The following is a 14758-nucleotide window of genomic DNA, read 5'->3' as shown; positions in this document are numbered from 1 at the left end:
AGCCGGCACAGAAGTATTGCCCAATAGCGGATGCGCAGCGATGCAACGCGGTAGCGATTATCCATAACTATCGCCTAACCGTCATGGATAGAATTATTACTAAAAATCCGCACGGACTTCGCAGGAACCCGGCAAGCCACTAGACAGGCTCAATAACAGCCATAAAAAAACCGGATCAGCCTCGCGACTGATCCGGTTTTCGGGCGACTTAGTGCGTTACGCGGCTGGTACCGTTCACAGTGAGGATGCGCACACGGTCCCCAACACGAAATACCTGATTCTCCTCAACAGCCTGAACGTATGCGCGCATGCTGCCATCATCTTCACGGATCGTGATTTCCACACCCTGAGTTCGGGTCAGCCCCTCTTCGGTCATGGCACCCAGCAAACCACCGGCTACTGCACCCACGACCGCTGCCACCGCACTGCCGCGACCGCCACCTACGCCACTGCCGGCAACGCCCCCAATCACGGCACCTGCACCAGCACCGATGGGGGTTTTGGTGCCTTCAATTTTCACCGGTCGCAATGCCTCGATAGTACCCATACGCACAGTCTGCACAGCACGCGCCTCATCTCGCGAGTATGTGTCTCCGGTCAGGCTGGAGGCACAACCAGCGAGCGTGGCCATAGTGGCAAATGAGGCAACCAGCAGCAGGTGTTTACGCATGATCAGTTCTCCAATTGGGCAGGTTCTCATTAGAACGCCAGCGGGGCGCATATGTCACTTGTTGTGTGTCCTGCGACTATAGCTACACAGCGCTACAGAGCGATGCCGTGACATTGCGCCACGTACAGTGCAGTGATTGACTTGGCTATGCTACGGCCTGAATGAGGAGCGGTATGGATTACTTTATTGTCGTCATTACCAGCGCTGCCGGGCTGTACTTCCACTGGTGGCTGTACGTCCGGATAAAACGCTGGATCGACCGTGATCTGGCTTTGTCGCTGGCAGGCGATTCGCCCGCCAAACGCGAGTACATGCTTGCCTGCCTGAGCGAGGCCCAGGCCGCTGGGGTCAAGCGCAATGCCTTGCCTGCCTGGCTGGAGCAAGTCGCCAGGCAATACACCGGCGACTGAAGCGCAATCAGGGCGCCAGGCGCTCACGTAGCCAGTTCGCACCCTGCAGACGGAAATTGAGGCGGTCATGCAGACGACTGGAACGGCCTTGCCAAAACTCGATGCGTTCCGGCAGCAGGCGATAGCCCCCCCAGTGCGGCGGACAATGCGGCGCGCGATCGAGAAAACGCTGTTCAGTCTGCGCCAGCAGCCCTTGCAGTTCAGCACGGTCAGCAATGACCTGACTCTGCGGTGATGCCCAGGCACCTAGACGACTCCCCAAGGGTCGCACCTGGAAGTAGGCATCGCATTCTGCCGCGGTCACCCTCTCTACTTGCCCTTCAATACGAACCTGACGCTCCAGGCTGGGCCAGAAGAAAGTCATGGCCGCAAAGGGATTGGCCGCCAGGTGCTGCCCCTTGGCGCTGTCGTAGTTACTGAAGAAGGTAAAACCACGCGCATCCAGACCTTTGAGTAACAGCACTCGACAATGCGGACGCCCTTGGGCATCGACAGTCGCCAGGGTCATGGCATTGGGTTCAACCGGCAATTGCTCGGTTTTAACCGCATCGGCAAACCATTGCTCGAACAGCGCAAAGGGCTCCAGCGGGGCCTGCGCTTCGCTCAAGCCGTCACGGGTGTAATCACGGCGCATGTCAGCCAGGGTTTGAGTCATCGGCAAATCCTCTGATGAAGGTTTGCCTAGCTTAACTGCGAGCGCTCTGTTTGGCTTGATCTACAGCAACACGCCACTGCGCCAGTGTCTACTGCTGGGTCGCCGGCTTATCAGCTTTAGCCACTGCTTTGGCGGTCTTGTCAGTGGCCGGCTTGGCTGCCGCCACGGTAGTGGCCTGAGCCGGCTGGCTGTACTTGGCAATCAGGGCATTCAGCGTGTCTTTGGATGTCAGCAAAATCTCCACCCGACGATTGAGTGAACGCCCTTGCTGACTGTCATTGGCCGCACGCGGCATGTCGGAGCCCAAGCCTTTGACCATCAAGCGGTTTTGCTTGAGACCACTGAGACGAAAGATCGAAGTAAAAGCACGGGCACGCTGATGACTCAGTTCACGATTGGCTTTTACTTCACCGCTGCTATCGGCGTGGCCAAGAATCAGCACACCAATGGTTTCATCACTTTCCAGCAACTTGGCCATGCGGCTCAACGGCCCCAGGGTTGTCGGCAGCATCATATGCGGCCGGTCCGGATTGAACGAACCCTGTACGGGCGCGGTAACCACCAGCAGATTCTCCCGGCGTTCAAACTCGAAATGAGTCCCTTTGATGGCTTCACGCACCTTCGGTTCATACACGTCCAGCCACGCCTGAGTCACTGCCGGGGGCGGCATCGGCACTGCCTTCTTCGGTTCAGGCTTGTCGGCTTTATCAAAGGCACTGCAGCCGGTAATTAGCACAGACAAGGCAATAGCGAGAATTTTGTTGGCAGGCATCGGAAATCCACATCGTGATGGGCAAAAAAACGGGGTACGGCCTGATCCATTCAGGCCATACCAGGTTGCGCGCAGTTTAGCCGAGCCCGCTACAAACAATCAGCCAGAAGACGCGCAAGTTTCTGCGCGCGGGGGTCCATCAAGACGAACGGTCCCAGGTTGTTGGTGACAAAACCAAAGGCCACATCCCGCTCAGGGTCGGCAAAGCCAATGGAGCCGCCAGCTCCGGGGTGACCAAAGGCGCGCGGGCCCATGCCATAGGTGGCGTTGGCAACCTCGGGCTGATCCAGCATGCAGCCCAGACCGAAGCGTGTGCGGGTCAGCAGGGTCTTGTCTTCACCTACCGCGTGTTCACGGGTCAGCTCGGCCAGCAACTCGCTTTCAAGCAACTGGCCATCCAGCAGACCGCTGTAGAAACCGGCCAGACTACGGGCATTGCCATGGCCATTCGCCGCCGGCTGCTGCATGCGCCGCCACTCAGGCTTATTGGTACTGGTCATGATCGATGGCGGGTTGGTAAAGGCCCGCGTGCTCATGGCCGCGGGTTCGCTCATCATGGTTTTGAGCAGACGCTGAGCGGCGGCGTCGCCAAAGTTGCCCTTGCCACGGGAGATAATCGCCACCCGGTCGAACTCTTCATCCGCCAGGCCGACATGGAAATCCAGCCCCAGTGGTTTGACCGTGCGCGCGACGATGGACTCGCCAGGCCCGCGCCCTTCGACCCGGCGCAACACCTCACCCACCAGCCAGCCATAGGTGATCGGAGCATAACCATGGCCCTCACCCAATGGCCACCAAGGCTGTTCGGCGGCCAGAGCCGTGGTCATCGCCTGCCAGTCGTACAAGGCTTCGGCCGGCAACATCTCGCGCAAAGCAGGCAGCCCGGCCTGATGGCTGAGCAAGTGACGCAGGGTGATCTTGTCCTTGCCGGCTGCGGCAAACTCGGGCCAGTAGCGTGCGACGGGCGCATCCAGTTCCAGCTTGCCCTCGCCCACCAGTTGCAGCGCAGTCACAGCTGTAAAGGTCTTGGTACAGGAAAACAGATTGAGGATGGTGTCACTATGCCAGGCCTGCTGACCCTCCTTGTCGGCAACCCCGGCCCACAGATCCACTACGGTTTCGCCGCCGATTTGCACGCAGAGCGCCATGCCGCGCTCCTGCGGCTCCTCGAACAACGCCGCAAAGGCGTCTCTCAACACCTCGAACTTGAGGTCGAAATAACCCTGTATCTGCACCACTCTGCCCCTTCTCTTACTCGGCCAAATGCTTGGCAGATTGTTTCAGCTCTGACGCCTGCGGTGAACCCAGCACAAGGCTGATAATCCTACCATCAGCCCGGCGAATAGCCCTTTACGGCGCGGCAGAGTCTGGCGCGGCTACAGGCTTGAGCAGCGTTTTCGGCACATCCAGGTTGGCTTTGCGTACGGCTTTGACAAAACCGTCCCAAGGCCGATCGGTGATGGCGACCAGTCCCAAATGACCATTTTCACCGTCCAGCAGACGCCCGGTGACCGGCTGATCGAGGTACTGGAACCAGTGCAAGCCGACGATCTGCGGCTCTTCCAGGGCCTTGGCCAGGAAGTGCGCATAGGCCGTGCCGCGCTCTTCTTCCTTGTAAACCTCGGCAACGCCGCCCCAGAACGGCCCACGGTCACGCGAGCCGAAGTGGAACTCGGTGACCATCAACGGCTTGTCCAGCTGGCGAAGTGCTGCAAAGTCATAGCCGTGCTGCGGTTCGCGGGTATAGAAGTTGAAGCTCAACACATCACAGAAGCGCGCGCAGGCATTCACCGCCTCAGGGATGCTGCTGGCAAAGCGACCGCCCAGTAGCAGGTGGTTGGGCGCATGCCAGTCAAGCGAGTCAGCGATGGTCTTGAAGTAGGTTTCAGCGTACAGACGCAGGAATGCCTGCATGTCCTGCTCGATGGCCGGGAACTCAGCACTCGGCAACGGTGCCTGGAACCCTGGGTCTTCCATTAGCTCCCAGGCTTCCAGCTCGATCCCCCAGGCATGGGACAGGCCATTTTGGTTACGGTACTTGTCGCGCAGCTGCTTGAGGAAAGCCCGCTTGGCCGGAATATCGGTGGTCAGTCGCAGCGTGGCATACGCCAGCGCGTAACGGCCATGGGGATCATCCGCCGGGCCGGCCCAAGCCAGCTCGTTGTCCGCGAAATAGCCCAGCAACCAGGGATTATCCCGATGATCGCGCGAGGCAATTGCCACGGCTCGCTCGGTGGCCATGGCAAAACGCGGATCGAATGGATCCGGCATGGCACCCCACCAATCAACACCCGTGCTGATGGTGGCGTAATCACCATGAATCGACAACGGAATGCTAAAAGGCATCCGTTTGTCGTCTGCCAGGGCCGGCTCACTCCAGTTGCCCAACGTGTTGAACCCCCAGGCCAGCAGGCGATCCTGACTGCGCGAGCCCCAGGCAGCCGGCTCGAATTGACCATAACTGCGCTGCACATTGGCCTTGTAGAAGTCAAACCAACGGCCCGAGGCGTAGGCCCGACCTTTATTCGCACCAGTATCACTGCGGCTGTCAGAGCTGCCGAAATAAATGGCCAAGGCATCACCCGCTGGAGGCAACTCACTGAACATGCCTTCACGGCCCTCAATATAAGTTGCACTCTGCTGCGCGGTGACCGCATTGACGCCCAGCGAATAGAACGGATGACCCTCTGGGGTTATCAAGTACCAGCGGCCATCACGTTTTTCGGTACGAAAAAAACCGCTGGCTTCAAATGGTTGCCCGCCCAGCCAACCGGCAAATTTGTCCTGGGCGGGCCGCTCGGCCAGCCAATCTTGCAGTTGTTTTTGCTCTTGAGCGATGGCGTCTTGCAGTTGCGGATCGCTTTTCACCTTTTCGGGCCAATCGGCACGGGTGAACTGACCATAGCGGTCAACAATACCGGCATAGGCCGCCTGCGAAAGCGGCTCGCTGCTCACGGCGAACTGGCTGATCAGGATTTGCTGCTTCGCTTTCGGTTGCGGGATGGACACTGTGACAGCGCTGACCTGGCTCAGGTCCAGCGCACCGCTGACCGTATCGGCAAGCAGCCATCGCTGACCTTTGTGCGTCCATGGCATCGGCAACCCAGCGCGCATGCCTTGATCACGTGGCGTTGTGGCCTTGAGCGGAATCAGCAAGGTTTGCACCGGCCCTGCTGGTAGGGCAATGCGGGTCTGCAAACGCTGCCCATCCAGACTGTCGATCTGTACATCGAGGGTGAGCGCCCAATCCATGGCGTTCTGCACACGCAGACTGATCACGGTTTGTTGCGACCAATCCCAACTGCCGCTTTGCGGCGATAGACGCAAGCTCGGTTGCTGCGCCGGATGGAAAGCAACACGTCGTAGCACTTCACCCTGTGCAGTCGGCTCACCGATGCGGTTGGGCAGATCAGCATCCTTGGTGGTGACCTGTACCACATCCAGAGGCCGGACAAAGTTGAATAACTCTTGCCGCTCCGTAGCCAGGACTGTGCTGCCATAACCCAATAAGACTGTTAACAGTACGCCCGCCTGCAGCCTGCACTTAACCTTCACGAACCTCACTCCTCGACTTACAGCTTGATCACGGCCACGACGGGTAGAGCGCCCGCCGCAGCAATCTGGCTTGGTTGTACCGCACGGCTATTGTGGTGTGGCGTTAAGACGTTATCCAGCACGACAGGTTCATCTCTCAGCTGATTTCCCGGCGAAAGGGCGGCAAGGCATTGAGAATCGACTTACCGTAGCGCTGAGTCACCACTCGCCGGTCTAACAGCGTAATGATGCCGCGATCCGCTTCGGTACGCAGCAAGCGCCCGCAGGCCTGCACCAGGCGCAGGGAGGCATCCGGCACGGCAATTTCCATGAACGGATTGCCGCCACGGGCTTCGATCCATTCGGCCAGCGCGGCCTCGACCGGATCATCCGGTACGGCAAAGGGGATTTTGGCAATCACCACGTGTTCGCAGTAGGCCCCTGGCAGATCGACCCCCTCGGCAAAGCTGGCCAGGCCGAACAACACACTTTCTTCGCCGGAGTCCACCCGCGCCCTGTGCTTGTTCAGGGTCTCCTGCTTGGACAGGTTGCCCTGAATAAAAACGCGCTTGCGCCAGTCGCGCTCCAGCCCATCGAACACGTCCTGCATCTGCTTGCGCGAGGAGAACAGCACCAGGGTGCCGCGCGAGCCTTCCACCAGTCCCGGCAGTTCGCGAATGATCGCCGCCGTATGGGCCACCGCATCGCGTGGATCGGCGTTCAGGTTGGGCACCCGCAGCACACCGGCATCGGCGTGGTGGAACGGGCTTGGTACCACTGCCGTAACCGCAGCCTTGGGTAACCCGGCGCGCATACGATAACGGTCAAAGGTACCCAACGCAGTCAAGGTCGCGGAGGTCACCAGCGCGCCGTAGGCGACGTTCCACAAGTTACGCCGCAGGGTTTCCGCGGCGAGGATCGGGCTGGCGTTGACTTCGATATCGAACAGCGCGCCGCTTTCCGCCAGCGTCAGCCAACGCGCCATCGGCGGGCTTTCCTCGGGGTCTTCGGTGGTAAAGGCCAGCCACAGCTCCCAGTTACCCTGAGCACGCGCCAGCAAACTGCCGAACAGCGGGTACCACTCCTCGGCCTGGTGGCTGGCGATACCGACCGTAGCCTCGCCATCCATGGCTTCTTTAAGCTGCTCGGTCACCCCGGTGAACAGGTCGGTAAGTTTGGAAAAGCCCTTTTTCAACTCGGCGCCCAGCTCGATCAGGTAAGGCGGTACCAGGCCGCCAACAAAGCGATGGCGTGGCCGCTCGCGGCCTTCCATATCTTCACCCGGTTTGAACTCGGCCACCTGCTCGCAGGCGGCGAACATGAACTGCTGCTGGGTTTTGATCTCACGTGCCAGTTCCGGCACCTGCTCGATTAGACGACCCAGATCACCGGGCAGGGGGTGCTGCGCCAACAGTTTGGTAAGGTTCTTGGCGGTCTGCTCCAGCCAGTCAGCCGTCGAGCGCAGCCGAGTGAAATGGGCGAAATGACCGATGGCTTTGTCCGGCAGATGATGACCTTCGTCGAACACATAGAGGGTGTCGCGCGGGTCCGGCAGTACCGCACCACCACCCAACGCCAGGTCAGCCAGCACCATATCGTGGTTGGTGACGATCACATCGACCTTGCCCATGCCCTCGCGGGCTTTGTAGAAAGCGCACTGCTGAAAGTTCGGGCAATGCCGGTTGGTGCATTGGCTGTGATCGGTGGTCAGCTGCGACCAACGTGCATCTTCCAGCTCTTCCGGCCAGCTGTCGCGGTCGCCGTCCCATTTATTACCGGCGAGTTTTTCGATCATCGCGGTGAACAGCTTCTGACTCTGCTCATCGACATCGATCTTGAAGCCTTCTTCCTCGAACAACTGCGCGGTGGCACTCTGCGCCTGACCTTCCTGCAACAGAATATCCAGCTTGGACAAGCACAGATAACGACCTCGGCCCTTGGCCAGGGCAAAGCTGAAATTCAGCCCACTGTTGCGCATCAGGTCTGGCAGGTCCTTGTGCACAATCTGCTCCTGCAGGGCAACAGTGGCCGTGGCGATCACCAGGCGCTTACCTGCTGCCTTGGCAGTGGGAATAGCCGCCAGGCTGTAAGCCACGGTCTTGCCCGTACCGGTACCGGCTTCGACCGCCACCACCGCCGGTTCGCCAAGGCGGCGGCCTTCATCGTCCGTGGTGATCGCGCCCAGCACCTTGGCAATTTCGGCAATCATCAGGCGCTGGCCATAGCGCGGCTTGAGCGACTTGGCTTCGAGAAAACGCGAATAGGCGCCCTGGATCTGGGTCTTGAGTTCAGTACTGAGCATGGAGTCTTGACGAGAAAGGCTGGATAAATTTTCAGTGTTTGCAATCGGCGGCTATCATAGCGCGCTAATTGATCCAGCGCTCTGATAGGAGTACCCGCATGACCCCCTATGCCTTTGTCTACAGCCTGCATCTGCTTGCCGCCCTGGTCTGGGTGGGCGGGATGTTCTTCGCCTGGATGATCCTGCGTCCGGCCGCAGTCGCCGCACTGGAGGCGCCAGCCCGTCTGAAACTCTGGCTGGAGGTGTTTCCGCGGTTCTTCTATTGGGTCTGGGCAGCGGTGCTGGTATTACCGGTCACGGGCGTTGGCATGTTGCATCTGCGCTTTAGCGGCTTCGATACCGCGCCGCGCTATGTACACATCATGATGGGGCTGTATATCGCCATGCTGGCGTTATTTCTGCGCATCCAGGCCTTACAACTGCCGGAGCTGCGCCGCGCCGTGGAAGCGCAAGACTGGCCAAATGGCGGCGCCGTGCTGGGTCGCATTCGGCGACTGGTGGGGGTCAACCTGCTGCTCGGTCTGCTCGTGGTCAGCATCGCTGCTGCCCGCCCGACCTTCTGAACTGCAGCAACCGCTGCCCTGACGACAGCGGTTGCTGATCAAGCCTGCCTAGAAACGCACCACATTCAGCGTACCAGCTGCCCCCACGTCACCAGCGCGCCCAGCCTGCCCCGGTTTGCCATCGCGGGCACCTGCAGTGCTGTAGAGCCAGCAACCTTGGCTAGCGCCGCCTTGGCCGCCTGCACCGGCGGTACCCGGCAGGCCACCTGCTCCCCCCTCGACTCGCACCTGTAACGACTCAACCGGGAAATCCTGCGGCACCTCCAGGCGTACCTGCGCCCCCGCCGCGCCAGGCTGGCCATCACCACCGTCCAAGCCATCGTGACCACGGCTAGCCTCGCCCCAAGTGCAGCCACCGGGCTTACCGTCTGCACCGGCCAGACCGGCATATCCGGGAGCACCATTGCCGCCACGCGCATCAACCAACAGGCTTTCGACGGTGACGACCTGCAGTCGCAGGCTCAGATTGCGCCCAGGTAGCGCCGGCTGCTCGTTGCTGCCCTGAGCGCCACGCGCGCTGATCTGCGCACCGCTGGCAATCTCTGCCGTAGCGGCTTCCAGGCGCAACTCACGCCCGCTGGGCGCCACCGACAGGCGCGCGTCACGCCCCAGACGTAACTGCGCCACACGCAGCTCAGTCACCCCAGCCGGTATCAGCAGAGTGCCGTGATCGGCAATGTCCAGACGATCCAGCAACAGCACGCTGGTATTGCTGGGCAGACGCATGAAGGAATTGGGTTCAACTTCGATAACTGCTTCAGCCATGACCAACGGGCTGACCAGCGCAGCAAGCACAAGCCAGTTACGCATTTTCCGCCTCCAGCTGCAGTTTTTCCTGAGGGTGCTCCACGGCGGGCTGCGGCACAGCCGGCTCGGCTGGCAGCCCCAGCAACTGGAAAATCCCGAACAGCATGACCTGCACCCGCTCCTGGGCAGGCTTTGCACTGGCCGCAATGCGCTTATCAAAAAGCCACAGCTCAAGCCCATGCACGAACAGAATAAATGCACCAGCCCCATGCAGCAGCAAAGCAAACGGTTGTACGAAAGGTTGCAGCAGATTTGCCAGTACGACACCCCAGAACAATGCCGTAAGCACTTTTCCCAGCAGTAAAAAGGTCTTCATACCCGCCCCAAGCAGTTTTTATTTTGCTGCACCTTAACTGCTTTGGGAGAGTGCTGCTAGAAGGCCAGTAAAAACCATGAGGAGCAAACACCACACAGCTTTTACTGGTCGATGAAAGCCTTGCCACTGGCAGGCCGTTGAGAAGCGCGAACGCGCTGGTCATAACATCATCAACGACTTGCCAATGCCGCAGCAACTTTAAGGTTGCGCCTCGACCTCAGCCTCAACGCGGCGATTGATAGCTCGCCCGGACTCACTGTCATTGTCAGCAACCGGCCGCGACTCACCATAACCAACGGAAGACACCCTGCTACTGTCAATACCGTGCTGATTGACCAGCACATCGCGCACAGCATTGGCACGACGCTCGGACAATGCCTGGTTATAGGCATCACTGCCCACAGCATCGGTATGGCCTTCAACGGTCGTGGTGGTTTGCGGGTATTGCTTCATGAAGTCAGCCAGGCTCTTGATATCGGCCTGACTGTCTTGTTTGACATCGGATTTGTTGAAGTCGAATTTAACATCCAGCTCCACACGAACAGAGTCGACAACCTCTATGGGGTCTGCGGCAGGCTCAGCCGGCGCGCCTGCATACTCCTTGAGAGGGCAGCCGTTGTGGTGCACAAACGTATTGGGAGGGGTATCAGGGCAACGGTCACGACGGTCAAACACACCATCATCATCTTCATCACCGTCCTGGGCATAACATACCAGCGTACCAATGACCGCTCCGGCCACGGCTCCACCTGCTGCCCATGTTGAACTTTCGATTGCGCCCAGACCTGCACCGGTCAGACCGCCAATTGCACTGCACAGGGGCCAGTTCCCTTGGTTGAGCGGCGCATCTCCCGTACTGGAAGTTGTGACGCAACCGGAAAGAACACTGCTGACCAAGAGAACGGGGGCTACCCCCAGAATGGATCTAACTCTCATGGTAGGAATCTCCTGTAATACCGACTATTGCCGGTACTACAGGAGTAAAGACTCACCCTTTGAGCTGTACAAGCCTGACCCTCGCGGGGCCGGCCTGTTTTCTTCATAAAGCCTGGATTCAGGCAATCAAGGACGTGCTTCTACTTCCGCTTCTACGCGACGATTGACGGCGCGGCCATCAGCAGAGGCGTTGTCCGCAACCGGACGAGTTTCACCATAACCCACAGCGTTTACGCGATCAGCGCCTACGCCATACTGATTGACCAGCACGTCACGCACGGCACTGGCACGACGTTCGGAGAGTTTTTGGTTATAGGCATCACTGCCCACGGAGTCAGTGTGACCTTCAACCACCGTGGTAGTTTGCGGGTACTGGGTGAGGAAGTCGGCCAGGTTCTTGATGTCACCATAGCTCTCGGGCTTAACCTGGGCTTTATCGAAGTCGAACTTGACATCCAGTTCCACTCGAACAGCTTCAGCAGGCTCGGCCACAACAACCTCTTCGACTACCGCCTCCTCTACCACCACAACTTGCTCTTCGCTGGCACCATGCACCCAGCAATAGGCTGCCGCCATACCCGCACCGACTACGGCACCGCCGCCTGCCCAGCTGGAGCTTTCAATCGCACCCAAAGCAGCACCGCCAACACCGCCAACCGCTGCGCAGGTTGGCCAATCCGTTTTCTGCAACCCGGCACAACCGGTCAAAAAGCTACTTGCGACAATCAGGGGTAATGCTTTTCTGGTGATGCTCATTTATCCATCTCCTATTGGTAAATCGGTAAAAACCGATACTGAGGGAGTAAAGACGCCCGTAACAAAATATGCCAGAGAATGTACAAAGACATTGTTAGCGCGATCCGCACTAGGCCACATCACACATGCACGATAGTCTTTGCGTATCTGAGCGAGGACATCTCATGCCTGCACCCCTGTCACCCCTTACGCCCCAGCAAGCACTTGCGGCCCTGCTGGCCCGCTATACACCGCAACGCCTGTTGATAATTGGCAGCCGCGAACTCCCGGCGATCGACGCCTTTCTCACCGCCCACCCGAACTGCCAGATCGCCCACGCCCCGGCTGCGGCACTGCCGGCGCAACTGGCGGCTCAACGCTTTGACCTGGCCCTGGTGGTCGATTGCCTTGAACATATTGAGAAACGTATTGCTCTGCAGCTGCTGGGCGGGGTTCGCAACCTGAACGCTAGTCGCATCGCCGTACTGGTCGATCTGGACGCCTGCGAGTGGCAGGAAACCGACTTTTTCGCCCTGGCCTTGCAGGCCAGCGAGCGTTTCCAACGGGATGGGCAAACCCTCAACCTGTTTACCTACGACCTGCTCGATTACAAGCAGGTGCCGGACTGGCTGAATGCGAAGTTCTGGGCCAACCCGGAAAACTTCGGCAAGTACTGGTGGTAGCCCATGAGCAGCCCACCTTGCCCATGCGGCAGTGAGCAGTCACTGGCGCAATGCTGCGGCCTTTATCATACCGGCACGCCCGCACCCAGTGCCGAGGCCTTGATGCGTTCGCGCTACAGCGCCTATGCCTTGGGGCTGATCGACTACCTGGTGTGCAGCACATTACCTGCACAGCAGAATGGCCTTGACCGACAGGCCATCCATAGCTGGAGCCAGGACAGTACCTGGCTGCGACTTGAGCTAGAAAAAGCAGAAGATGTCGCGGGTGATCCCGCGCACGCCTTCGTCACGTTCACCGCCCACTGGCGAGACAGCAGCGGCGAGCATAGCCACCGCGAACGCTCGGCCTTTGTTACTCATGCTGGCAACTGGTACTTCATCGACCCGACAGTCGAACTTAAGACCGGCCGCAATGACGCCTGCCCCTGCGCCAGCGGACTGAAATTCAAGAAGTGTTGCTCGGCCTACTTCTAGTGCAATGGCAGCAGAACACTGTGCGGTAGCGCCCTACAGCCTGCGAACTAGTCTTGCAGTTTCAGGTGTGAGATATCCGGTGGCGGCCCTGCTGGGGCTTTTTTCAGCTCACCCATGTCGCTACCCGCGGGGGCCAGGCTGAACTGCGACAAATCCAGGGACAGTACGGGTGCCGCCGGCTTGCTGTCCTGCAGGTCATCACCCAGCGGGGCAATACCGAAATCCGGGGCATCTACCTCGGCAAATGCGGCCATGTACTCATCACGCGGGGCCACCTGCAGGCGCCCTGCCGGGCTACTGACCGCCTGTGGCTGTGCTGCCACGACGGGTGCAGGAGCAGGAGCAGGAAAAACAGCTGGCGGCGGTGCCAGTTCAATCTCTTCAATTACCTTGTCCATGTCGGCTACTTCGACCACCGCCCCGGCACGCTCCAGAGTCGAGCGATATTTCTCGGCTCCGGCCTCGTCCAGATTGCTTTTGATCACGATACGCCGACCGGAAAACAGCAGGGCGAGCCGCTGCTCATCTGCTTGGAACAGCTTGGCCACATTGGCTTTTACCAACTCCAACTGAGCCCCCGGAACCAACTGCGCACTGAAGGCCACTTCGTAGCGAGCCATGGTCATACTCCTGTACTAATCGTTGCTCAGTATGGCGCAGGTTTTTTTACCGTCACAACAGGTTGCAGCCAAGCACTTGCTTGTTACACTGATGCGTCATTCGGAGTATGCAATGTTTTATCAGGCGCAAACGATAAGAACTCTCAGCCTACTGATATTTTTTGGCTTCCTGTTAGGCCTTAGCGGTTGCTCCTCTCCTGGCGATCTCAAGTCGCCCGAAGTACGCCTCGTTAAAGTCGACGTCGTAAAAGCCAAACTGCTGGAGCAGCATTTCACGCTGCGCTTTCGCATCGACAATCCCAATAATTTCAGCCTGCCAGTGCGTGGCATGGACTATGTCGTGCACCTTAACCAGGTGAAGCTGGCAGAAGGAGAATCTGACATCTCCTTCAACGTACCCGCACATGGCCATCATAGTTTCTCTATTCCTGTACGAACCAACCTTTGGCGCCATCTGCGCCAGATTGTCAAAGCCTTGGATCAACCCGACCAGCCCATCCCCTATCGCCTGCAAGGCGCTGTAAAAACCGGCTGGATGTTTGGACAGAGCGTGCACATGTCGCGCAATGGCGAGATAATTCCCGGCGATTACATCCCGGAGTAGAACGCATGACACAGCAAGAACACGTCCATGGTCCTGATTGCAATCACGGCCATGATCACGACCACGTGCACGGACCGCACTGCAATCATGGCCACCAAGAGCCTGTGCGCAATGCCTTGAAGGACGTCGGCCGCAATGATCCCTGCCCATGTGGCAGCCAAAAGAAATTCAAAAAATGCCACGGCGCCTGAACGGCCGATGAGTAATCCTGGCCTGCTCTTACTGTTAGCTGGTGGTGCGTTGGTCCTCGTACTGAGCGGATACGCCCTGCACCTGTGGCTGAGAGTCTGGCACCAGGAGAAAGCCCGTAACGCCGCGTTCAGCGCTCAACGTACCCGCATTGCGGATGACTTGCAGATCCTTGCCAGCAGCCTGCTTGATGGCCAGTTACCCTTAATTGAAGGGGCTATTCGCATCAAGGTGCTGCTGGACAACTGCGATACTGCCTTGAGCCGCAACCCTCGCTGCGCCGTTTTTCATGACCTGTTTGCTGCTACCGCAGAAGTGCCCACACATGCGGCCTGGAAGGCTCTTGATAAAAACATACGACGCCAGCATGAACAGCGCTTCAGTGAACTGGAGTTGCAGCATAAGGCCGCTGCTCGCGCCACCGCTCGCTGGTTACTCGATGAGGCATTGCCACCCTTGCGGCAAAGCGCCTGACTTACCGCAATAGC

The 14758-nt window shown here is 59.0% G+C and carries 17 protein-coding genes and 1 pseudogene; 7 read left to right on the top strand and 11 right to left on the bottom strand.

Features of this window, described 5'->3' with window-relative positions:
- Nucleotides 1–208 precede the first annotated feature (208 nt).
- Nucleotides 209–670 carry a glycine zipper domain-containing protein gene (locus DBR00_RS17405; RefSeq protein ID WP_108488059.1) on the bottom strand — a complete coding sequence of 154 codons (462 nt, stop codon included), beginning with the start codon at nt 668–670 and terminating at the stop codon, nt 209–211.
- 173 nt (nt 671–843) lie between these two features.
- Here DBR00_RS17405 and DBR00_RS17400 point away from each other — a divergent pair, with 173 nt between their 5' ends.
- A complete protein-coding gene (locus tag DBR00_RS17400; RefSeq protein ID WP_108488060.1) occupies nt 844–1080 on the top strand; it encodes a hypothetical protein in 237 nt (78 codons plus the stop codon).
- A gap of 7 nt (nt 1081–1087) precedes the next feature.
- Here DBR00_RS17400 and pdxH read toward each other — a convergent pair whose 3' ends face one another.
- The 5 genes from pdxH to dinG form a co-directional block, all read right to left on the bottom strand.
- Nucleotides 1088–1735 carry a pyridoxamine 5'-phosphate oxidase gene (pdxH, locus tag DBR00_RS17395; protein WP_108488061.1) on the bottom strand — a complete coding sequence of 216 codons (648 nt, stop codon included), beginning with the start codon at nt 1733–1735 and terminating at the stop codon, nt 1088–1090.
- 88 nt (nt 1736–1823) lie between these two features.
- On the bottom strand, nt 1824–2507 hold the full coding sequence (locus DBR00_RS17390; RefSeq protein WP_108488062.1) for an OmpA family protein: 684 nt from the start codon (nt 2505–2507) through the stop codon (nt 1824–1826).
- Between the two features lie 89 nt (nt 2508–2596).
- On the bottom strand, nt 2597–3742 hold the full coding sequence (locus DBR00_RS17385) for a serine hydrolase domain-containing protein (protein WP_108488089.1): 1146 nt from the start codon (nt 3740–3742) through the stop codon (nt 2597–2599).
- A 115-nt stretch (nt 3743–3857) separates the two neighbouring features.
- Nucleotides 3858–6062 (bottom strand): beta-agarase, encoded by a 2205-nt coding sequence (locus DBR00_RS17380; RefSeq protein WP_371920675.1) that lies wholly within the window; start codon nt 6060–6062, stop codon nt 3858–3860.
- Between the two features lie 136 nt (nt 6063–6198).
- Nucleotides 6199–8343, bottom strand: a complete 2145-nt coding sequence (gene dinG, locus DBR00_RS17375; RefSeq protein ID WP_108488063.1) for an ATP-dependent DNA helicase DinG — start codon at nt 8341–8343, stop codon at nt 6199–6201.
- A 98-nt stretch (nt 8344–8441) separates the two neighbouring features.
- Here dinG and DBR00_RS17370 point away from each other — a divergent pair, with 98 nt between their 5' ends.
- Entirely contained in the window at nt 8442–8906 is a 465-nt protein-coding gene (locus DBR00_RS17370; protein WP_108488064.1) for a CopD family protein, read from the top strand.
- 48 nt (nt 8907–8954) lie between these two features.
- Here the strand turns inward: DBR00_RS17370 and DBR00_RS17365 are convergent, their stop codons facing one another.
- The 4 genes and pseudogenes from DBR00_RS17365 to DBR00_RS21185 all read right to left on the bottom strand — a co-directional run.
- Nucleotides 8955–9716 (bottom strand): hypothetical protein, encoded by a 762-nt coding sequence (locus DBR00_RS17365; RefSeq protein ID WP_108488065.1) that lies wholly within the window; start codon nt 9714–9716, stop codon nt 8955–8957.
- Nucleotides 9709–10029 carry a DUF1145 domain-containing protein gene (locus tag DBR00_RS17360; RefSeq protein ID WP_108488066.1) on the bottom strand — a complete coding sequence of 107 codons (321 nt, stop codon included), beginning with the start codon at nt 10027–10029 and terminating at the stop codon, nt 9709–9711. The genes DBR00_RS17365 and DBR00_RS17360 overlap by 8 nt, the downstream gene beginning before the upstream one ends.
- 198 nt (nt 10030–10227) lie before the next feature.
- The gene (locus DBR00_RS17355) at nt 10228–10965 is read right to left on the bottom strand and encodes an OmpA family protein (protein ID WP_108488067.1); all 738 of its coding nucleotides are present in this window, start codon (nt 10963–10965) and stop codon (nt 10228–10230) included.
- A gap of 126 nt (nt 10966–11091) precedes the next feature.
- Nucleotides 11092–11445 (bottom strand): annotated as a pseudogene (locus DBR00_RS21185) (OmpA family protein); the annotation flags it as partial.
- A 440-nt stretch (nt 11446–11885) separates the two neighbouring features.
- Between DBR00_RS21185 and DBR00_RS17345 the strand changes: the two are divergent.
- Together DBR00_RS17345 and DBR00_RS17340 are read left to right on the top strand one after the other, a co-directional pair.
- On the top strand, nt 11886–12383 hold the full coding sequence (locus DBR00_RS17345) for a DUF6231 family protein (RefSeq protein WP_108488069.1): 498 nt from the start codon (nt 11886–11888) through the stop codon (nt 12381–12383).
- Between the two features lie 3 nt (nt 12384–12386).
- On the top strand, nt 12387–12857 hold the full coding sequence (locus DBR00_RS17340) for a YchJ family protein (protein ID WP_108488070.1): 471 nt from the start codon (nt 12387–12389) through the stop codon (nt 12855–12857).
- Between the two features lie 47 nt (nt 12858–12904).
- Here DBR00_RS17340 and DBR00_RS17335 read toward each other — a convergent pair whose 3' ends face one another.
- The gene (locus DBR00_RS17335) at nt 12905–13477 is read right to left on the bottom strand and encodes a hypothetical protein (protein WP_108488071.1); all 573 of its coding nucleotides are present in this window, start codon (nt 13475–13477) and stop codon (nt 12905–12907) included.
- 112 nt (nt 13478–13589) lie between these two features.
- Between DBR00_RS17335 and DBR00_RS17330 the strand changes: the two genes are divergently transcribed.
- Genes DBR00_RS17330 through DBR00_RS17320 form a run of 3 tightly spaced genes read left to right on the top strand, consistent with a single transcriptional unit; the run spans nt 13590 to nt 14744 of the window.
- Complete coding sequence (locus DBR00_RS17330; RefSeq protein ID WP_108488072.1) at nt 13590–14081, top strand: LEA type 2 family protein; 492 nt, start codon at nt 13590–13592, stop codon at nt 14079–14081.
- Between the two features lie 5 nt (nt 14082–14086).
- Nucleotides 14087–14272: an SEC-C metal-binding domain-containing protein gene (locus DBR00_RS17325; protein WP_108488073.1), complete on the top strand. Its 186-nt coding sequence runs from the start codon at nt 14087–14089 to the stop codon at nt 14270–14272.
- A gap of 7 nt (nt 14273–14279) precedes the next feature.
- Nucleotides 14280–14744, top strand: a complete 465-nt coding sequence (locus DBR00_RS17320; RefSeq protein WP_108488074.1) for a DUF2489 domain-containing protein — start codon at nt 14280–14282, stop codon at nt 14742–14744.
- The last annotated feature ends 14 nt before the right edge of the window (nt 14745–14758 follow it).

Origin of the sequence: Pseudomonas sp. HMWF032 (genome assembly GCF_003060885.1) — a bacterium.
Taxonomy (GTDB): domain Bacteria; phylum Pseudomonadota; class Gammaproteobacteria; order Pseudomonadales; family Pseudomonadaceae; genus Aquipseudomonas.
Note: the sequence above shows the minus strand (reverse complement) of the source record. Positions and strands in the feature narration are given on the sequence as shown.